17 protein-coding genes are annotated in these 21,191 nt (G+C 45.2%); 11 read left to right on the plus strand and 6 right to left on the minus strand.

Features of this window, described 5'->3' with window-relative positions; translation table 11 throughout:
* The first annotated feature begins 16 nt into the window (after window positions 1–16).
* From MHH82_RS16940 to MHH82_RS16960, 5 genes are all read left to right on the plus strand, one after another.
* Window positions 17–1,399, plus strand: coding sequence for an ADP-ribosylglycohydrolase family protein (locus MHH82_RS16940; RefSeq protein WP_251496289.1), 1,383 nt, complete (start codon window positions 17–19; stop codon window positions 1,397–1,399).
* Window positions 1,400–1,738: 339 nt separating this feature from the next.
* Entirely contained in the window at window positions 1,739–2,197 is a 459-nt protein-coding gene (locus MHH82_RS16945; RefSeq protein ID WP_251496291.1) for a LytTR family DNA-binding domain-containing protein, read from the plus strand.
* Window positions 2,194–2,604 carry a DUF3021 domain-containing protein gene (locus tag MHH82_RS16950; protein ID WP_096773885.1) on the plus strand — a complete coding sequence of 137 codons (411 nt, stop codon included), beginning with the start codon at window positions 2,194–2,196 and terminating at the stop codon, window positions 2,602–2,604. The genes MHH82_RS16945 and MHH82_RS16950 overlap by 4 nt, the downstream gene beginning before the upstream one ends.
* Window positions 2,605–2,621: 17 nt before the next feature.
* Entirely contained in the window at window positions 2,622–3,533 is a 912-nt protein-coding gene (locus MHH82_RS16955; RefSeq protein ID WP_192571753.1) for an ABC transporter ATP-binding protein, read from the plus strand.
* Window positions 3,530–4,270, plus strand: a complete 741-nt coding sequence (locus MHH82_RS16960; protein WP_145036672.1) for an ABC transporter permease — start codon at window positions 3,530–3,532, stop codon at window positions 4,268–4,270. The genes MHH82_RS16955 and MHH82_RS16960 overlap by 4 nt, the downstream gene beginning before the upstream one ends.
* A 27-nt stretch (window positions 4,271–4,297) precedes the next feature.
* Here the strand turns inward: MHH82_RS16960 and MHH82_RS16965 are convergent, their stop codons facing one another.
* Window positions 4,298–4,666: a winged helix-turn-helix transcriptional regulator gene (locus MHH82_RS16965; RefSeq protein WP_015735560.1), complete on the minus strand. Its 369-nt coding sequence runs from the start codon at window positions 4,664–4,666 to the stop codon at window positions 4,298–4,300.
* A gap of 139 nt (window positions 4,667–4,805) precedes the next feature.
* Between MHH82_RS16965 and MHH82_RS16970 the strand changes: the two genes are divergently transcribed.
* A complete protein-coding gene (locus MHH82_RS16970; RefSeq protein ID WP_036660610.1) occupies window positions 4,806–5,159 on the plus strand; it encodes a DoxX family protein in 354 nt (117 codons plus the stop codon).
* Window positions 5,160–5,316: 157 nt separating this feature from the next.
* Here MHH82_RS16970 and MHH82_RS16975 read toward each other — a convergent pair whose 3' ends face one another.
* The gene (locus tag MHH82_RS16975) at window positions 5,317–5,913 is read right to left on the minus strand and encodes a TetR/AcrR family transcriptional regulator (RefSeq protein ID WP_145036674.1); all 597 of its coding nucleotides are present in this window, start codon (window positions 5,911–5,913) and stop codon (window positions 5,317–5,319) included.
* Window positions 5,914–6,236: 323 nt separating this feature from the next.
* On the opposite strand from MHH82_RS16975, the gene MHH82_RS16980 reads away from it, so the two are divergent.
* Together MHH82_RS16980 and MHH82_RS16985 are read left to right on the plus strand one after the other, a co-directional pair.
* Complete coding sequence (locus tag MHH82_RS16980; RefSeq protein WP_096773891.1) at window positions 6,237–7,118, plus strand: ABC transporter ATP-binding protein; 882 nt, start codon at window positions 6,237–6,239, stop codon at window positions 7,116–7,118.
* A gap of 23 nt (window positions 7,119–7,141) precedes the next feature.
* On the plus strand, window positions 7,142–8,755 hold the full coding sequence (locus MHH82_RS16985) for an ABC transporter permease (RefSeq protein ID WP_251496293.1): 1,614 nt from the start codon (window positions 7,142–7,144) through the stop codon (window positions 8,753–8,755).
* 234 nt (window positions 8,756–8,989) lie between these two features.
* Here MHH82_RS16985 and MHH82_RS16990 read toward each other — a convergent pair whose 3' ends face one another.
* Entirely contained in the window at window positions 8,990–9,391 is a 402-nt protein-coding gene (locus MHH82_RS16990) for a DUF6223 family protein (RefSeq protein WP_145036677.1), read from the minus strand.
* Between the two features lie 625 nt (window positions 9,392–10,016).
* Between MHH82_RS16990 and MHH82_RS16995 the strand changes: the two genes are divergently transcribed.
* The 3 genes from MHH82_RS16995 (at window position 10,017) to MHH82_RS17005 (ending at window position 15,190) form a co-directional block, all read left to right on the plus strand.
* Window positions 10,017–10,703 (plus strand): response regulator transcription factor, encoded by a 687-nt coding sequence (locus tag MHH82_RS16995; protein WP_096773894.1) that lies wholly within the window; start codon window positions 10,017–10,019, stop codon window positions 10,701–10,703.
* On the plus strand, window positions 10,700–11,830 hold the full coding sequence (locus MHH82_RS17000) for a sensor histidine kinase (RefSeq protein ID WP_145036679.1): 1,131 nt from the start codon (window positions 10,700–10,702) through the stop codon (window positions 11,828–11,830). The genes MHH82_RS16995 and MHH82_RS17000 overlap by 4 nt, the downstream gene beginning before the upstream one ends.
* Window positions 11,831–12,109: 279 nt before the next feature.
* Window positions 12,110–15,190 carry an FIMAH domain-containing protein gene (locus MHH82_RS17005; protein WP_251496295.1) on the plus strand — a complete coding sequence of 1,027 codons (3,081 nt, stop codon included), beginning with the start codon at window positions 12,110–12,112 and terminating at the stop codon, window positions 15,188–15,190.
* A gap of 114 nt (window positions 15,191–15,304) precedes the next feature.
* Here MHH82_RS17005 and MHH82_RS17010 read toward each other — a convergent pair whose 3' ends face one another.
* The 3 genes from MHH82_RS17010 to MHH82_RS17020 form a co-directional block, all read right to left on the minus strand.
* Complete coding sequence (locus MHH82_RS17010; RefSeq protein ID WP_340966930.1) at window positions 15,305–17,080, minus strand: S41 family peptidase; 1,776 nt, start codon at window positions 17,078–17,080, stop codon at window positions 15,305–15,307.
* Between the two features lie 744 nt (window positions 17,081–17,824).
* Window positions 17,825–19,249: a response regulator transcription factor gene (locus MHH82_RS17015; RefSeq protein ID WP_251496299.1), complete on the minus strand. Its 1,425-nt coding sequence runs from the start codon at window positions 19,247–19,249 to the stop codon at window positions 17,825–17,827.
* A complete protein-coding gene (locus MHH82_RS17020; RefSeq protein ID WP_081746262.1) occupies window positions 19,246–20,991 on the minus strand; it encodes a sensor histidine kinase in 1,746 nt (581 codons plus the stop codon). The genes MHH82_RS17015 and MHH82_RS17020 overlap by 4 nt, the downstream gene beginning before the upstream one ends.
* Window positions 20,992–21,191 lie beyond the last annotated feature (200 nt).

The raw sequence follows: 21,191 nt of genomic DNA on the forward strand, positions 1-21,191 counted from the left end.
CAGGAGGGCAACCTTGATGACGAAATGGATTGGACTGAGGGAATTAGTTCGGGATGAAATCAAACAGCGCGGAGAAGAAGGCTGTCATGTTGAGGGGATGGCCGAGCGTCTGGAAGCAGCCGGCACAGACGAAGCAAAGTTAATGGAAGTATACCAGGCTTTAATGGCTCTTGAACCGCATGCGGATTTCAAGTATTTCGAGCCGTCGGAATTGGAGGCCATTCGCGCCGAACGTCCGGATGGACCGAGATTCCTGTCCGGAAACTGGGATGAGCTTAAATGGCAGGATAAATTTCATGGTGCGTGGCTCGGCCGTTCGGCTGGTTGTGCGCTCGGAAAACCTCTCGAAGCTCCTTCCTTCATGCAAGGCTCGGGCGGAAGACCCGGCTGGCACAATGTTAAGTTGTGGTTCGAAGGCGCAGGGCAATGGCCGATTCGCCACTATACACCGGGTGAATCAACTGCAGAAGCCGAGTACGGTATCGAGATCGCAAGGTGGAGCAGCTTGGCCAGCTGCCGGGATAACATTCGTTTTATGGAAACGGACGATGATATTCGATATACCGTTCTCGGCCTGCTCATGCTTGAGGAACGCGGGCTCGATTTCAACTCCTGGGATGTGGGCAAGCTGTGGCATCGTCATTTGTCATTCGGGCAGGTATTCACGGCTGAAGCGCAGTCCTATCTTAATTTCGCTCGCGTCACTTCACATATTAGCGGCGATCGACCAGATGACTGGGAGAAACACATCCAATGGGGCCGTTCTTATTTAAACCCCTACCGCGAATGGATCGGCGCCCAAATCCGTGTGGACGGCTATGCATACGGTGCTGCCGGCCAGCCCCAGCTTGCAGCTGAGCTTGCTTGGCGGGACGCTTCCTTCTCCCATGTGAAGAATGGTATTTATGGCGCCATGTTTTGCTCGGCTATGATTGCCGCCGCATTCGTTGAAAGTGATATGAAGCGAATTGTTGAGATCGGATTGAGTGAAATTCCGAAACACAGCCGTCTTGCAGAAGATATCGCATTAGCGGTCAACATTGCCGAGGAAACGGAAGACACAATAGATTTGGTGAGTAAAATATGGGAAGCATTTAAGCACTATCACCCTGTTCATACCAATAATAATGCTGCATTATGCGCGGCTGCGCTCATTCATTCCGGAGGCGATTTTGAGAAAGGCATAACAACAGCCGTACTTGGTGGCTGGGACACCGATTGCAATGGCGCCACCGTCGGTTCCATTCTTGGCGCATCCCTTGGAGCGGCGGCGCTTCCTGAGAAGTGGATCTCGCCGCTAAACGATACGTTGTATGCCGATGTCAGTGGCTTCCACCCCATTGCCATCTCCGAATGCGCGCAAAGAAGCTATCGCGTCTTTCGAAAATTGCAGCATTAACATGATTTAGGATGAATCGAGTATAATGCGGTATCATATTAAACTAATATGTCCGTTCACTTAAGAAGGCAGCTGATCGCTCTGACCAGCTGCCTTCTCTTTTTTATCAATTTCCTCTTGGCAAGTGTTCTGTACGTCCGATGAGTTCATTTCGATAATTCATTTTTGAAGGCTTAATGCATTTTCGTGTAGTATTTTATCTGCTTTGCTGCAGGTCGGACGCCGATACATGCATCTTACTACCCGCGTCCTGCGTGTCGCCTTTGTTTTAATGACAATTGAAAAATCGCCATCTATACTAAACCTATAGAGCGTATGGAATGGAGGAGCCGTCTATACATGAAAATTTCACTCGACATCGACCCGCGCAACGAAGAAACCACGGTGACGATTCACTGCAAAGAATTGACCCCAGCCATCCAGGAGATCCTCGAGTACCTCAATAAGAATGATATGGATTTGATCGTCGGAAAAGATGGAGAGAATCAGCACTTAATTAAGCACGAGGAAGTACACTACTTTCGTACAGAAGGCGATGTGGTCACAGCCTCCACCTCAGAAGGAATCTTTAAAATAAAAGAAAAATTATATGAGCTCGAAAACTCCCTTCCTTCCCACCGGTTTATCAGGATCTCAAAATCCGTCATTGCAAACCTGCATGCAATGAGCCATTTCGAACCATCATTTAACGGGACCCTCTGTGTTCACTTTAAATCAGGTGAAAAAGAATATGTTTCGCGTCATTACATTGGCCGAATTAAAGAAATTCTAAAGATGAACAGGAGGGAAACGAAATGAATGCATTTCTTTTCAGAAGCATGATCGGTATATTCTTCGGGGCCTTTATTGCTGTAATGACTACAAGTGCGCTTATTTATTTTGGCGGACAATCGACAATAGACGGAATGCATTTTATTAAAAATGCATTTGGCTATATATTCTGCGGCTGGCTGTTTAATGTCACACCCCTCTATTTCAAAATTCGCTCACTTCGTCTGCCCATACAAACTGCCTTGCACTTTTTAACAGTCACCATCGTCTACTTTTTATTAGGCCAATGGATCGGCTGGATTCACATTAATGTAAAGAACTTTTTGATATTCCTGGGAATCTCTATTATCGGTTACGCCATCGGATGGATTGGATTTTATCTTTATTTTAAAAATGAATCGAAAAAGCTGAATAACGATCTTAGAAGACATTGAATAAAAGGAGAAAACGCATGGAGAGTGTCATTACAGTTCGCAATCTATCGAAAAACTTTGGCGGGACCAAGGCAGTAAAGAATCTTTCCTTTGATGTTTACAAAGGTGAAATCTTCGGAATTATCGGGCCGAACGGCGCAGGGAAAACGACCACCCTCGAAATCCTGGAAGGAATCTCTGATCCAAGCGAGGGAGCGGTTGAAGTCCTTGGACTCGTTCCCAATAAGCAGCTTCGGGAGTTAAACAAGAGAATTGGTGTCCAGTTTCAAGCCACTTCGATCCAGAAGAAAATGAAAGTAAAAGAAGCGCTGGATCTCTTTTCTTCATTTTATGATAATGCCACGAAAAAAGATCATTTCATAGAATTGCTTGGCTTAAACGAAAAGCTGAACGTAAAATTTGATGACCTATCCGGCGGATGGAAGCAGCGGGTAACTCTTGCTTTAGCCACTCTGCATGAGCCTGAAATCTTATTTCTTGATGAGCCGAGCATGGGTCTTGATCCCTCAGCAAGGCGGGAAATGTGGTCTTTGATCCGGCTGTTACGGGATCGTGGAAGTACGATTGTGGTGACCACGCATTATATGGAAGAAGCTGAGCAGCTGTGCGACAGGGTGGCGATGATTTACAGCGGCCAATTAAAAGCTTTAAACTCCCCTCGTGAATTATTAAACGAAGGTGCTGCTAATTGTCTTACCTTTATCAGTGAAGGAGTCGCCCCCGAAAATCTAAGCTCGCTTCCCGGCGTGGAGCGCGTTGAAAAGAATCAAGACGAATTTAAAGTGTTTTGTGATGACCAACAGACAACGGCTTATCACATTTTCAGTTACTGTCAGGAAAAAGGCATCCGATTGTCCAGCTTCAGGTTTGAAAAAGGCTCTCTCGATGATTTATTTATCCAGTACCTAGAAAAGGAGAAGATCGGATGAACGCAATCGTAAAACTCGCCAGTTTAGAAACGAAAATGTTCTTTAGAGACCGTTTAAGCATGTTTTGGACGTTTCTCTTTCCTATTGTGATGATCGGGCTGTTTGGATCCATGTTTGTTGGAGATAACATGAGTCAAAAGGCTTTTGCGGAATATTTTGTTCCTTCGTGGATTGGCGTCAATATCGTAACCACTTCCTTTTTTACTCTGGGAACTGTTTTAACCAATTACCGGGAAACGGGCGTATTGCGAAGATATCAATCAACACCGCTCCAGCCATGGAAAATCCTCGCCGCCCATACCTTTCAAGGGACCGTCATCTTTGCAATATCCGCCATGCTTCTGATGGTCTTTGGCATGCTGCTCTACGATTTAACCCTGCCGGCCTACATCGGAAGCACCCTGCTTTCATTGCTTATTAGCATCCTCGCTTTTTTCCCGTTTGCTTTATTCCTGACCTCATTAGCAAAAAACACTCAGGCTGCTTCCGCAATCAGTTCATTATTTCTAAACCTGATGCTGTTCCTGTCAGGAGCGACATTCCCGCTGGAAATGATGCCGACGGTTCTTCAATATGCAGCGAAAATACTCCCGCTCTATTACGTCATTCAGTTGCTGCGGGGGACGTGGACAGAAGCGCCAATTACGGAGTATGGCTTTGAAGCAGCTGTTTTGATTGGCATTGCCATTGTATCTGTTGTGCTTGCTACACGGTTTTTCCGGTGGAGCGGGAAATAGGAATATTATAAGAAGACTTGCATCGCATCATTTATAATCGGTTGACCCGGTTTCAAACCTGAAACGATCTACTCCATAGAGCGTATTCATATGCTCCATATGAGCCGCTCCCCAATTGTTCAATGCCTTTAACACCGTGCTTAAACCTTTGCCATACTCGGAAATTGAATACTCTACTTTTGGAGGGACCTGGTTATAAACCTCTCGATGTACAATATCGTTATACTCAAGCTCTCTTAACTGTTGGGTAAGCATTTTTTTGTTTATACCCGGTATCGATTTTTGAAGCTCGCTGAATCTCATGGTGCCGTTGGAAATCAGTTGAAGTAAAATGACGGGCTTCCATTTCCCCACCAAAATATCAAGCGCTGATTCAAATTTGCAATACTCTTTCATTGAACTCCCCGCTTCCCTGTACCTTAGGTAACTTTTTATTCACTATGTTTAGATAAAGTGCCTACTTCATTGAACCCAATTACTAGACTATTATAACCTCAGAGAACGCAAATAAGTAATAAGGAGGTTAGCACCATTCATGAATATCGCATTATGGATCATTCAAGGGCTTGCTGCGCTGGGGTTTGTCTACTCAGGATGGTTAAAGGCGTTTCAGTTTGAAAAAGCCAACGCGTCTTGGGGATGGGTGAAAGACGTTCCCAAAGCGTTCGTCGTCTTTATTGGGGTAGCAGAATTGGTAGGAGCTTTCGGACTCATTCTGCCACTAGCGATGTATATCGCGCCCATATTGACGCCTATTGCCGCTGCAGGTCTTGCCACAATCGTTCTTCTTGGCGCCTTATACCATGTTGCACGCAAGGAGCATCGAGAAATAGGCGTAAACGTTGTCTTCTTTGTGTTAACTGTATTTATTGTGATCGGTCGTTTTTAAACCAGCATCTGCCGAAGCTGGATTCAATGTTTCAGTAGTGAATATAGCAGCAGAGAATCGACCTGCAGGTCGATTCTTTGCTCTATCACGATCGATGGTACGGTCCACCGTTAATGATCTCAAACGATCCTGCCCTTACTCTCTCATTCTTCTACCTTTATTTGCTTGGCGCAATCCCTTTTACCAGCAATTCCGTCCACTGGGCGGTATAAGGGAGTATCTTTTGGTAGATATGCGGGCTGGATATCCCTTCAACCAGGGCCTGGAAATATATCAGAAGAAATTCATCCGAATATTTCAGATCAACCTTGCCTTCTTTGCGCCCACGATGAAATAAATCCAACATAAGACTGTAGCTTTCGTTGACGTACTCCTGCATCATCAGTGATAATCCGTTATCGTCCTTCTTTGTAAAATAATCCATTAAATCGAAATAAAACTGCTTGTTGATCTTCTCCAGAAAATGAATTTTGATCTGACTCATGGCAATGATCGTTTCTTCGAAGGGTTTATTATCGGCCATGATTTTTCGGGCATTTTCCCCCATTTGAGTTAAAAAATATTTAAACACCTCATGGATCAGGTTTTCCTTGCTCCCAAAATATTTAAATATCGTCGTTTTACCGACATTGGCATGTCTAGCTATCTCATCCACTGTTACATTTTCGATGCCGGCTTCGGTATTCAACAAGTTAAAAGTTGCCTCCAAGACTTGATTTTTCTTCGCTTGTGTCCTCTTTTCAAAACCATTCATTCCTTATTCCTGCTTTCTAACGATAATGACTAAAATAAATTATTGCGGAGGTTTTAGTTCGTAATTTTCCTTCCTATTTATTATATAGCGAAATTATGAATTATCAAACTCATATGAGTTTTAAACTTTAGTTTTTTTGCATTGACTATGCCAATAAACGGGTGTATAACTGAAGTTGTAAATGAACTTTGGTTTAAAACAAAGCATTTTCAGCGAATATACGAACTATATCTAAATATTTAGTTCATAATTTATCAAGATGAAGCTTTGCTTTAGACTGGAAAGCACGTTACTAAAACTGGTTAAGAAGGAGTTTTAGTGCTATGACAAACATTGTAAAGGTGCAAGGCTTGCAAAAAAGCTTCGGGAAGTTCAAAGCGTTGCAAGACGTATCATTTACGGTAAATGCCGGGGAAGTTGTCGGATTTATCGGGCCGAACGGCGCGGGGAAATCCACAACAATTCGTACGTTACTTGGGATTATCCGTCGGGATGCCGGGGAAGCGAAGATCTTTGGCAAGGATGTATGGAAAGACAGCCTTGAGATTCATAAACGAATTTCTTATGTTCCTGGGGATGTGGCGCTTTGGGGCAGCTTAACTGGCGGTGAAATCATTGATTTATTTATGAAATTACATGGCGGCGGAGACAAAAATAAACGCGACTATTTGATTAAACGGTTTGAATTGGATCCGAAGAAGAAAGCCAAGGGCTATTCCAAGGGAAATCGGCAAAAAGTCGGCCTGATCGCGGCTTTGGCCGTTAATTCCGATTTGTATATTTTCGACGAACCGACTTCCGGCCTTGATCCGCTGATGGAAGCCGTCTTCCAGGATGAGGTCGAAAAAATCAAGCTTGCAGGAAAAGCCATCTTACTGTCCTCTCATATTTTGAGCGAAGTGGAGCGGCTGGCCGATAAAGTGGTCATCATTCGCCAAGGCAAAGTGGTTGAAACCGGGACATTGGATGAGCTGCGTCACTTAACCCGTTCTACGGTAACGATGGTAACGCAAGACAATGTGGCTATAATGGCATCCGTTAACGGTGTCCATGATTTCAAGCAATCCGGCAATCAAGCGACATTTTCCGCGGATAACGAATGTATCAATGAAATTTTGTCCGAAGCGGCAAAATTGGGCGTCAAGAAGTTTGAGTCCGTGCCGCCTACGCTGGAAGACTTATTCATGCGTCATTATGAAGTCTAAGGGCGGAAACGGAGGAAATTATAATGCAAGAAAAATTTGCACGTTCGCGTGTACTATTCATCCAATATCTGAAACGTGATTGGAAAAAAATCATCATCTGGATTTTAGGTTTAGGCTTGTTTTCAGCCGGATTTGTTCCTGCTTTTGAAGAAATCGGCAAGGGACAAGGTTTGCAAGGAATGTATGAAACCTTGCAAAATCCTGCCATGATTTCCATGGTGGGTCCGACACCGGTTGAGACCGCAGCGGATTATACTTTAGGCGCGATGTATGCGCACGAAATGCTGTTATTCTGCGGTTTGTTTGCGATGATTATCGCTGCATTGCATGTGGTAAGCCATACTCGCAAAGAAGAAGATCTTGGGCTTACTGAACTCGTACGCTCCTTTCAAGTAGGTCGTCAAGCCAACTCGCTTGCGGTAATTGCCGAAGTTGTTGTGATCAATATGATATTAGCACTCGTGATTGGCGGAATGATGACTAGCTATGGAGCAGATACGATTTCGGCCGAAGGATCCTTTTTGTTTGGCGCATCCATCGGCATGGCCGGGATCTTGGGAGCCGTAATTGCCTTAGTTATGGCACAAATCATGCCGACTTCATCCGGTGCAACCGGTTCATCACTCGGAATTGTAGGCTTGCTATATATTTTTCGCGCCGGAACGGATGTGTCGAATACGGATCTCTCCATGATTAATCCGATGGGTTGGACGTATCTAACCTATCCTTTTACAGGAAACCATTGGGTCCCCCTAATTGTGGCGATAGTCTTCAGCGTCATCGTCGTGATCATCGCTTTTGGCCTTGAAGGCCGCCGAGATATGGGAGCCGGTTATTTGCCCGAACGTGAAGGACGGGAGTCGGCAAAAAAATCATTGCTATCCGTACCCGGCCTGTTTACGAAGTTGAACAAAGGCGTAATGATCAGTTGGTTGATTGCTTTCGTCATCATGGGAGCAGCCTATGGTTCGATTTATGGAGATATGCAAACTTTCCTTGAAAGCAATGAAATCATGAGTCAAATGTTTGCGATATCCGGTGTTTCCATCGAAGCAGCCTTTACCGGGACCATTATCATGGTCTTGATGGGATTGGTTTCCATTTTGCCGATTGCGATCGTAAACAAATTATTCTCGGAAGAAACGCGGCGCCATTTAAGTCAGCTTTATGCTACCAAAGTGACGCGAGCTCAGCTCTATTGGTCGAGTGTCATATTGGCCAACATTGCTGGAATCGTGGGTATTTTGCTCGCTTCAAGCGGTCTTGGCGGGACAGCCATTGCTGCCATGGGTGACGGCTCGCCCATGAACATGGGGGATTTTATCGCCGCTGGTTATAACTTCCTGCCTTCCGTGTTGTTTTTTACCGGACTTGCCGCTTTGGCTTTAGGTTGGGCACCTAGACTAGGCAAAAGCGTATATGCGTACCTTGGCTATTCCTTTGCTCTAAACTACTTTGGCGGCATTTTGGAGTTGCCGGAATGGTTCTCGAAAACAGCCGTTCAAAGCTGGATTCCACGGATGCCGGTAGATCCGTTTGATGCTGCCACCTTTATTGCGATCTCAGCGATCAGTATTGCCTTCATGGTTTTGGGCTTTGTGGGATATCGCAAACGGGATATGGTTGAAGGAGCTTAACCGATAAATAAACTGATCTCATACTTTGATATAAATGGAACAGAAAACGGGCTGAATCCTACATATTCAGCCCGTTTTTTTCATTTACGAAGTTTATCTGTATAACTAACAATATTGCCAAACTGCTCGCCCGCCATTATTCGCTGAAACGCGGTAGTGCTTCATCCATCGCGTAGATCCGCCCATTGGCTTAAACCACCTTTAAGTATTGGAATAGGAAGCATCATTGTCGGGTCAGCCGGCGCGGCGGGAGCGGACCAGAGTTAGCGCACCGAGGATCATACCGATCAGCCCCATTACAATAGCAATGATCGCCCCAGCTCTCCCGGCGCCGGTACCGAAATCACCAGTGAATATGGTCAGATGCACTATAGCGTAGACTAAGACGATCAGCCCTAATACCATGGCCACGATCGACCCGTTTCGCCCACCATTTCCGGTACGACGTACGGAGCGGGCCAGAGACAGCCCACCGATGACCGCGCTGATCAGGCCCACCACCGCGTCCATCGTGGCCCAGAGTCGCCCGGGGGTTAATCCGTATCCGACATTACCGTTGGTCACTTCAGCAGAGGCAATAGTTGGAGCAAGTAGAAATACACAAAGCATTACGAATGTAACTAGCTTCAATTTCATTTGTTAATTACCCCTCTCGGTTGTTTTTTCATCATTTGCAAGGAGACTTCATGAGTTTGATAGGAGTTCCTGCTAGATCAACTAGTAAGATCTGTTTACCGCCAAAACCTGGCGACAATATCATTACGGGTATAGGCCCGCTTTAAGCAGGGTTCTCCTCCTAGATTCTCATTTCTGGCCTAGACGTTCCAACGATCAGAACACTCGTCCGTATGCAATGACTGTGCTGAACTCAGCTAATTCAAACGTTTTTGTTTGTTTAGATCATCCAGCAATGTCGTACTTCCGTTCTACTCAATTGTTACGGAATTTCCGGATAATCCCCCCTTAATGCCGAGTTCAAGCAGCGCTTTCTCAATCGATATCGTATACAATCCGCAGTTCATCCTTCCGTCTTCAAAAATTACGTTTCTCAGAATCCGATTCCCCAGATTCATTGTCCTTCTTGTTCTTCGCGACCATCTCTCTCCTTTCACAGCCAGTTTACACAACAAATGTCGAGAACTTATGCAGATCTTCCGCTCTTTGTGTGGATTTCTTTAAGAACCTACCTAATCACGTTATAATTTTCGGTAAGCGTAGTGTACTCGCTATGGAAACAAACTAAGGGAAGGATGTGATGGGAATGGAACCGAAATTGTTGATTGTGGAGGACGAACCGGGAATGTTGGAGGAGATGCAGACCTATTTGCAACGTGAAGGGTTCAAGGTATCGACAGCCTGTACCGGCAAGGAAGCGCTCATGATTGCCCGCTCTGAGCGGCCTGATCTCGTCGTGCTTGATTGGATGCTCCCGGAAAAAAGCGGAATCGACGTATGCCGCGAGATAAGACAAACCTCGCATTGCGGCATTATTATGGTCACGGCCCGATCGGACGAATCAGATAAAATCGTCGGTCTGGAAATTGGCGCAGATGATTATTTGACGAAGCCGTTCAGCTTGCGCGAGCTCGCATCGCGCATCAGAGCTTTGCTTCGCCGTTTACGCGGACCCGAAGACAAGTCGATATTCTTGGAAAGAGACAACCTGATCATTTCCGAGGCCAAATGTCAGGTATTCAAAGACGGTCAGGAACTCCAATTGACACCTACCGAATTCAAAATTCTGTTCACACTCGCGGGTCGTCCCGGCATTGTCTTTAGCCGTTTGCAATTGTTAAAGGCTGCTTTGGAGGATGAGTACATGGGATACGAAAGAACGATGGATTCCCATATCCGGAATCTTCGCCGCAAACTGGGAGACGATCCTGCCAATCCTCGATATATTCAAACGGTATATGGTTTCGGTTACCGGTTCGGTGAACGTACATGACGGTCCGTATGAAAATGTTTGCCTGTATGGGACTGATCGTTTTCATTGTAAGCATCACGTTCTCCCTGACAACGCAGGTTTACACAAGCGGCTTGATCGATCAATTTCAAAGGGAACAAATCGATGCCAACTATTTGAGCGCATCGCCCGAAGAGCAAATCGAAATTTTTAAATCTTATATCCTTGACAATATGCAGCTGAACGAACTGCTTAATGTCACGCACGGCGTGCGCTTGTTCTTTTTTGTTGCGATCGGGTTGTTCTTCAGTTATTGGATGTCGGGGGTGCTTACCCTCCCGCTCAAAAAACTTATAGCCGCCATAGAGCGCGTGGCGCAGGGTGACCTGAATGTCAAAGTACCTGTAGACACGAAAGATGAGTATGGGAAAGTTGCCCAAACGTTCAACGATATGACGTTCCGTCTGCGTGAAGCCGAAGAGACCCGCAGGCGACTGGTGGCCGACATTGCTCACGAGCTTCGCACGCCGCTCTCCGTGATGCAGCTTAAACTGGAGAATTATCAGCAGGCCGGTCATCATGTCCCGCCGGAAATGCTGCTTCGGCTTCACGATGAGGTAATCCGGCTCAGTCAGCTTGTGAACGATCTTCATATATTGTCGCTGGCCGAATCGGGCCGGTTGTTGCTCGAACGCAAACCGCTCGATCTGACGATGCACCTAGAACGAATTGTGGACGACGTGAAATACGAAGCGGAAGAAAACGGTTTAGACGTTTGTCTTTATACGATTTCGAGTCCGGTTACCGTTATGGCCGATGCGAGACGGATCACGCAAGTATTCATTAATTTGCTGACTAATGCGATTCGTTACACGCCTCGTGGAGGGAAGATTACTGTTGAAATCGAAGACCGGGTCTTTGATAGGAATGCGTTCTTTGCATGTGTCTCGGTGATCGATACCGGCATCGGAATACCGGCGGAAGAGCTGCCCTACCTATTCGATCGATTTTACCGCGTAGACGAAGCGCGCTCGAGGCATACAGGCGGTACGGGGCTCGGGTTATCTATCGCCCATCATTTTGTAAGAGCCCACGGCGGGTTCATCCGCGTTGTGAGTCAGTCTCATGAAGGTACTACATTTACCGTTTTTCTGCCTATAGGGCGATGATGTCTATAAAAGTTGATAACTCGGCATATAAACTTGCAGGAATTCCATTTACGTTCAATATCCTCATATATCCAGGTCTGGTAGCTTTATAAGGCTGAGACAAGACCTTTGGGGAGAGTATAGGCACAGCATATTTATAGAGAATTTAAAGACATTGACATTATATATGGCCCCTCATATAATCTATTTACATTTTTACCACTATTGAACTAGAAAGGAAGAACGCAAACAACAAAATCAAATAGTTTATCGAAATTTACCGCATAAAGGAGGAAATTCATGAATTCCTGGATTAAAAAAACGGCCATCCTGTTCACTTATTCCTTAACTTTAAGCTCACTTGTACCTCTTGCTTCTGGATTTGCTCAGAGCCCCACCATGATGGTCTCCAATTCCTCTCTCGTCATTAACAACGCGGGTTTTGAAACCTTGGGAAGTGGTAGTGAAATACCGGGCTGGACTTATTATTGGTCACCGCTGACTGACGAATATTCCATCTCGATCACAGATTCCAAAAGCTATGAGGGAAACTACGCTTTAAAGATGGTCGATGGAGGGCCAAAGTCACTGGGATTAATCAGTTCTTCCTTTCCGGTCACGGAAGGAAGCAGTTATGTCACCTCCGTGAAAACCTGGCTGGAACAGGGTTCGGTGGCGATGATTGTTTATTACTACAATGCCGATAATAAGGAAATCAGCAACAGCCGCTCCTCCCTATCCTCCGTAAGCAGCGATTGGTTGGACTTTACGCATGAAAGTGTCGCGCCAGCCGGTGCCGTTACAGCCAAGATTATGCTGTACTCCGGTACTGCCGGCTACAGTACCGCCTATTTCGATCATATGACCGTGTCCGCATCCACTGCAGCAGATATCCCCGTTGCCTTCGGGGATCCGATTGACCTGGGAGCCGCGACGAAAACGGTCAAAACCAGCGGGGCCGCCATGGCGAACGGCGAGGTTTACTTTGCAACGAATGGAACGCCTTCGACTTTCTATGCACTGGATGCCTCAACCGGCGAAGTCATCTATTCCTCTCCGGTCCAAGGCGTGAACACGGTATACGGTGTAGCAGCCGGTTCCGACGGCAATGTATACATATCCGGCGTGGAGAACGGCATGCTGTATCGTTATTCCCCTGCCGCGAAAACGTTGGAGTCTGTAGGCGTCAATCCATCTGAAAAGCTGGTCTGGGATTTGGCAGCCACCTCGGACGGCAAAATTTACGGGGCCACGTACCCAAACTCCAAAATCTTCGAGTATGATATTGCTTCCAATCAATTCCGTGATCTCGGAAGCGTTCGTGAGGACGTCATGTACGCTCGAGGAATCGGTGTGACCGAGCAGTATATCTATGTCGGGGTGGGAAACCCTGCTTATTTATACAAGATTGATCGTCAAACAGGTGAACAATCTGAAGTCAAGCTCCCGAACTCAGGAGACAATGACATGATCGCCGACATCTGGTCGTATAATGGAAAGCTGTTCGTACGTTCCGGTGCTACTACCCTGTTTATTTTGGATGAAGAAACCGAAGAAGTGCTCCAATCTCTCCCTTGGCCTTCTCCAACCCGTTTTGACAGTATGATCTCCCCTCCTTCCCCACTGGACAGAGATCTGGTGTATTTCCGGAATGTAGTTAACAGTGAACTAGTCACCTATAATACGGCAACCAATGAAGTCATCCCTTTAGAGGGTGTCGTTCTGCCAAATTCAACGGTGCGGGCATATGATTGGGTTACTCCTCAAACCGGGCATAAAGCCGGCAAAACCTTGCTGGCCATGGTAACAGAAAAGCTGGAATACGTATTATTTGATCCTGAAGATCGGTCTGTCGAAACCATTATGCCTGAAATTGAAGCGGAAGGCATTGATATTCAGAGCATGGAGATGGGGCCGGAAGGGAAACTGTATATGGGCGGCTTCCATACAGCCTTATCCATCTTTAATCCAGTTACCAATGCGTATGAACTACAGGAACGTGTCTTTCCACAAATCGAAGGGATCGGCTTTTTAAACGATAAAGTATATTTCGGCACCTATGGGGGGGCTGTCATCTACAGATACGATCCATCCCAACCGTACAAGAAAGACGTCAATCCTTCGCTCGCATTCAATATTGAGGATGGTCAGAGCAGGCCGTTCGCTTTTGCTTCAGGCGACGACCAGCTGTTCATCGGAACGATCGCCGACTATGGTCTCGTTAAAGGGGCATTGACCATGTACGATGAACCAACCGATACTTGGACCACCATTCCGGATATTGTGGAGAATCAAAGCGTGATGTCCGTTGCCTATAAAGACGGTCTGGTCTATGGAGGAACAACGATCCATGGTGGCGGAGGCTCGACCCCCGCAGCTTCGGAAGCCAAAATGTTTATTTTTGATCCCAAAACCAAAAGCAAAGTCAAGGAGTTCTCCCCTGCGATCCCCGGCATGACATCCCACCAGCTAATCGGTGACCTGAAGGAAGGGCCAGACGGGCTTTTATGGGGTGTGACTTGGGGGAAAACAGCTTCAGGAACCACCGTATATTCGGTCTTCGCTATGGACGCAGCATCACAGGTAATCAAAAAGAGCAAGCTGTTATATCCGAATACCCCGTCCGGAAGTACATGGAGACCTTATTTTATCCGTTTTGGCGACGATGGTCTGCTCTACACCACGGTCGGTCGTACTCTAACGGTGATCAATCCGGAAACAATGGATTCCCAAAAAATAGCGGACAGCGTCAACCTCATGACCTTGGCAGAAGATGGCGGAATTTATTATGCGGAAGGCTCCCATCTCAAGAAGCTCCCAATCGCCTTAAAAGAAGTCGCATTGAATTTGGATGAATCGTTACTCACTGTTGGAGACCAGGCACAGCTTGTGCTGAGCGGAACCCTGTTTAATGGAAAATCCGCAGACTTGGCCAAAGCTTCGATCAACTATAAGAGCTCTGACGAAGGCATCATCACCGTGTCCGATTCTGGTACCATACAAGCTATAGGTGCCGGGAGGGCAGAACTACAGGCCACGGTTGTTCTGAACGGTATCACCGTACTCTCCAACTTGGTAGTGGTTGAAGTCCGTGCGACAGCGGAACAATTGACAGAGAGACTTCAACAGGAATTCAATCTTCGACTGGCTTCGGGCGAGATTCTTAAGCCGCTCGCGAATCAATTGGAGAACAGCCTGAAGCAAACCGAACATCAATTGCTCAAAAAACATACGACTCAGGCCATCCACCATCTTGAGAAATTCACCCGAGATCTTGCAGATCCGAAAATGAATGACTATATCGTTCCGGCCGCCAAGGAGGCATTGCTGCTCCAGGCTGCGGAGCTGCTGAATATCTTAAATCAACAATTGGACAGTTGAAATCGATGCTAGAGTTATGCCTAAACAGCGTGTACCTATCGGTACACGCTGTTTGCGTGGATGAATTCATTACCTTTAGGCTTTCGTGCATGTAGCCATTTGCCTCGCCTTTGTTTAATAATCAGCTTTAATTATTTCTAAGGCTTTCTCAACATACTCGTCCCTACCTTCCATCATTCCTTCAATGGTTGGATCAAGACGAATATCAGGCTGCACTCCTATTCTTTGCGTTGGTTTTTTATCTGGATAAAATACTCCTCTTCCACTTATTGCAGTTTTTATATTTCCTGGTAGAGTAAATATAACTTTATTACCGTCAGCTCCGGCAGTAGGCCTCCCAAGAACTATTGAATTTTCTGTATTTCTCAGCGACATCGTTGTAAATTCACCGTTACTTATCGTATGTTCATTGATTAACATCACGAGTTTTCCTTTGTAAACCTCGTCATTTATATTTTGAGGCTTCCCTGAGAAAATATGCATATAATAAAATTCACCTGGTATTGCAGGATTAGGATATGACAATTTGGCAAACTCTTTTTCGGAAGGGATCAGATATTGAGCTAATTTATAGGAAAGTTCGCTAGTAGGGTAGTTTCTAAGATCAAGAATTAAACCTTTTGTATTCCACCATTCCTTCATGAGTTTATCAATCTCTCCTTCTTCCAACAGACCGGCATTGATATAGTAGATGTCTCCATTCTCCATTGCTTGCGATTTCGTATCAACAAAGAAATTAAACCATTGTCGATAGCCTGTTGCACTTATTTTCATCGTATTTCCCTGTCGGATAACGGTAACGTCAGTATTCTTCTGTTGAGTTCGGAATAATGCAGGAAAGAAATGAGCTGACGTGTCTTCTCGAGACTGTGATATATATTTTCTTCTATTTTCTAATAATTCATCGATACTATCGTCGCCAACGTTTAGCACAATGTCTCCGACTTCAAGTCCACATTCGTTTATTACTTTACTGATAACAATCTGATTATTAATTTCGATAAAGTTTACGGGAAGCTGATACAATCCAAAATAGTCAGTAACAGTCTTTCTGTTTTTGCCCAACAAATAGGCATGAGAATCATGTATTCTAGTTGTCAGTTCTGCTAAGGTCATGTAATAGGAGTCATAATCAGACCCATCTATCATTTTAGGGATAAATTCCAGAAGCACTCGATCCCAATCCTCTTCGATGACATCTTTATAAGGATAATAATATTCAATAATATTCCAATAGCGGAATAAACCAAGTAATCTGTAGCCTGTATCATCAAATTTCATATTTATATAAGAGTTTTCATTATGCATACTCGGTTGGGGTGAATCATCCTTAAAACTTACATATGCATGTTCTCGGTCTGAAATGTTCGAATTCAAAAGCATTGATAATTCAAGACTCAGATCTGCTCCGAGATATTCCTCGTCCTTGGACCAATCTGTAGTTGGTCTGAGATGTTTATAATCCTCGGGAATTTGGTATAGCTGTTCAAGAGCCCCGGGGACGTTCTCATTACCTAACGTATGAACCCACTCATAGAGGATTGAGTTCACATCCGAATTTTCATCTATAATAGAAGGCATCACACGAAAAAGCTCATAATCCCAATTTATTTCCCCAGATACAACCTTAGGATGGTAATATTTCACCAATCCCCATACCTTACTGAGCTTAGCGATATCCTCGATCTTCTGTTCAGAAAGGCTGGAAAATTTCATTCCACTTCCTTGGTCGTACTCCTGCCCCTGCTCCTGCTTCTGCTCTTTCACTTGCTCTTTCACTTGCTCAAGCTGATGAGCCTCCTGTGATGCAAAACATCCTGCAGTAATGAGGATAAACAATACATTGATAAACACAAAGAACATCCGGTCTCTTCTTTTTTTTAGTCTCACCTTTTTCCACCTTTCAGCTCAATAATTTATCTCTTTAGTCATTCTTGCAAATCTAGGACCTGCTTCGCCTTTCTAACACGTGGAATGTTAATATATTACATATTATATAAACTATCCCTCGAAATCTCTAGTGCAAATAAAAAGCCCAGCCTATATATTCTCCTAGGCTTGGGCGTATGTTGATCCGATTGATTACTCTTTCCTCAACATTGCTGAAGCATTTGCCGTAGTAACCTTCAACGAATTCCCTTTCCCCTTCAAAGGTAAAGCTGTAGCGTTTGAAAAAATGGGGGGCTATAATATATATCATATTTGATAAAATTGTACATGACATAGATAAGCCACCTGGTTCCTTTCCAAGTGGCTTATTGATCTTGCTACATATTTGATTTTCTTCGTTTTATTCCTTGGAAAATCAGCATTAACGCCATGAAGAAGAATAAAGTATTGACTGAACTTAGAGGCTGTTTTCCTAAAAAATCCTTAATAATAAGATACGATTGGATACCCAAGATAATCGATGCATATAGAAAATACATATTGGATTTGTCTTTAAATTTCCGGCCAAGCAGCTTAATTATCATTGTAAATGCAATGGCATAGATAGTGATTATCCCAACAAGAATAAGAGCTAAGATTGATAAGTTCATAATATCAATCCCTTCCATTTATTGATAATTACATTTTATCACAGTGATTGTTTGTAACAAAATAATTTTAGTATTTCAGGAGTTTAACTAGTGCCTACCTCGCCTTATACCGCTGTCTATATTCGCTCGGCAGCATGCCTGTCTGCTCTCGAAAAGTTCTGCTGAAATATTTCTCATCCTCGTATCCGGTTTGCTTGGCAATCCAGACAATTGGCCTGGCCGTCTGTTCCAGATATTCCCGAGCCTTATCGATCCGTACCTTGCGCAGATATTCATTGAAGGAGTAGCCAACGATTTCTTTGAAACATTGATAGAAGTAGCTTCGGCTCAGATTGACCCGCTTCGCGACATCGATAGCGAATAACGGCAACTCAAGTTCGTCGTGCACGATTTTGACCGCCGTCATAATGCTGCCGCTCACTTCGGGGCTCAGCTGCAGGCTGCCTGATAGCGTTATCCCAATTTCCCTGAATTGTTTCAGCCAGTCCGCAACCTCCCGCCAGCACGTAAATGTGTCAGGCATCTTGATATCATCAGGTTGTATCGCTCTATAAAGCCGGTTCCAGTCAACCATACATCCATAGATCCATTGCATTAGCTTGGAGACGGGTATACGCAGTTCTTTCAATCGACTGCAAAGCTTATCAAAGGCTTCATCGTCATGGACCCATGTGAAGGCGTGTAGTAATTCCTTTACAGTGGCCGTCTCTTCTTCTCCCGGTTCAGGACGTTCCGCCATCAGCTCCATGACAGACTTCTCAATCGGATAGGGCTCATTGCCGTCGCAGTCGTAGAAAAAATCTCTGCTCCTGTAGGCCCGTATTCGTTGAAGCAGCTCGGATGGAGATAAATCGGCTGTATGCCGTAGCCGTACCATATGCCATCCGGTGCTGCACGTTCCGTCTGGAAGCGGCGGCAACGGTTCTTCTTCGTCATTGCCATGAGACTGAACCTCCTTGGGAAGATCCGTCAGCCACATCAGAATAGATCCATCCGCTTCGGCTGTCCAGCCCAATGAAACGCAATCCGCTACCATTCTGCTTGTTAATGGCTCATCCGGGTACGTCAATAGCGCATACGCCGTATCGCAAGAACAAGCCGCTACTATCGAATCCGACTCATTCTTGTGCTTCTGCTTCACTTCCTCAATGCGCGAGTGAATGCGCTGAAACACTTCTTCGAACTGTTCTTTTTCAAGCTCAACCTTGGCAATGTAATCAATGGCACCCAGTCTCAGCGCTTCCTGGATGTATTCAAAATCCTGATGAAGAGTCAGCACGGCGATCGCGATATTCGGATATTGCTTGCGCACAACCCGAATTAACTCTATGCCCGACATCACCGGCATGGCCAGATCGGTCATTAACAGATCTACCCGATTCGCCTTCAGAAAATCGAGCGCCTTCTCCCCGTTGGCAGCTTCGCCTACAACTCTCATTCCGAACGATTCCCAGGGCAAAAAAGACATCAGTCCCTTACGTACAAGCTTGTCGTCGTCTACGATGAGAACATGGATCATTTCGTTAAATTCTCCTCCTCGATTTGTATCGAAATGATGATGCGGGTACCTTTGCCAAGCTCGCTTGTCACCGTCAGACTCGCTTTCCCTTCGTAATGAAATTCTAACATTCGTTTGACATAATTCAGTCCGATTCCCATTCCCACTCGATGGCGCTCAGTCTGTTCCTGCTCAAGCAATGCCTCAATCTTTTCCTCAGAGATCCCCCCACCGTTATCTCGAATTTCGATCTCAAGTCTGTCATTCTTTCTAACCACCACCTCGATTCTGCCGTTATCATCTAGACCGTGATACAGCGAATTTTCAACCAACGGCTGCAGAATGAATCTAGGAACCGTCACTTCGAGTAATGCGTCGTCCACGTGAATATTGACATCGAACTGAAAATTGTATCGAATCTGCTGGAGAATGAGATATTGCTTCAGTGAATCAATCTCATCCCTGATCGTCGCGACACTGTTGCCTTTACGGAGATTGTAGTAAAGCAGTTTGTTCAACGAAGTGACAAGCCTGTCGATCTCCTCCTGACCGTTCATAACGGCTAGCCAATGCGCAGTATCCAGCGTATTCATCAGAAAATGCGGATTAATCTGATACTGCAGCTTCTCGATCTCCAGATCCGCTCTGCGCTTCTCTTTGGCCTTGACTTCAGAATACAGCTGCGTAATCTGAACCTTCATATGTTGAAATTGGTTTAACACCATCTCAAATTCCGGGATGCGCGATTGCGTGGCAGCCGCATTAAAATTGCTGCCCGCAATCGATTTGATCTCCTTATTAAAGCGCGACAGCGGCCGGTACACCATTTTCCATAGAAGCCAGCCAATGGTCAGACTGACTACAGCGAACAGCAGCGCCAGCCCCAGCATCTGCATCATCCAGCGATTTTTCTCACGGTTGTAGTCGGATTTCGCAATAAGCGAGACCACACTCCAGCCCTGATTGCTGACTTGTCGATACCAATAATAGTCGGACGTAATACCTGTTACCAGGGAAGGCGCTAGAGCGTCCGAAAATATTGAATTTTCAGGAAAGATATCTTGAAGCTCGCTGTATGAAATTCTTCCGTTGTTGTCCAGAATTAAATGATTGGCATGCTTGCTGACTTCATCCAAATCAAGAATGCTCTGCGTCAGCTTGAAACCGGACTCAATGTAAACATAGGCATCTTCCCTCTGCGGCAAATCAACCTTTCGCAAGGCGGAAAGCACATATTGATTGTTGAATCGATCTTTACTGATATGCGGTCCAAAATAGGTAATGCCATAATACGCTGCTATGATGGGAAGGCCATCGATATCGAATGGCTGTTTCATGCCTGTATTCTCAAAAAGAGTGGTCTGATCGTCGCGTAAATAATACAGCGTTAATCCGACATTGGGATTGGTGAACGTGATTAAATTCAGCTGGTTTTTGATTTCATCCGTCAGATAACTCCGGTCGTACGGCTGCTTCGCCATCAAAAACTTCTCAAGCTGCCTACCGACATTCCCCTTAAAGGTCAGTTGTTGGGAAACGTGATTCAGATTGTCCAGCGTGTTCTCAAGCGACAATCGGACCTGCTTTAAATTGCTTTGAATGCCGGATTGCAGCTTCGTATTCAGAATGGATGTAATGGTGTTGTATGACAGATAACAGGTGCAGATGAAAGGGATCAATGTTGCTGCGGCAAACAGTAAAAGAATTCGATTTTTCAAGGTCAATCGCTTCAGGCGGGACTTCCAATCCTTTTCCGGTTTCATCGTTTCATCCCCATCGATTATCGACTCCTCCTCTCTTTGAATCATATGGTCTATGACGTGCATAATCAGAAACAGGCGGAAAAATCTTTCTAGAATATAACACAAATTAAAATGATTATTGAGCAAAGATTTCAATAAATCAGGTGCCAAATCCGTTAACGTTCAAATGAAAAAATCACGGGTAGACAAATGTCTTCTCC

This window comes from Bacillus sp. FSL K6-6540 (assembly GCF_038007545.1).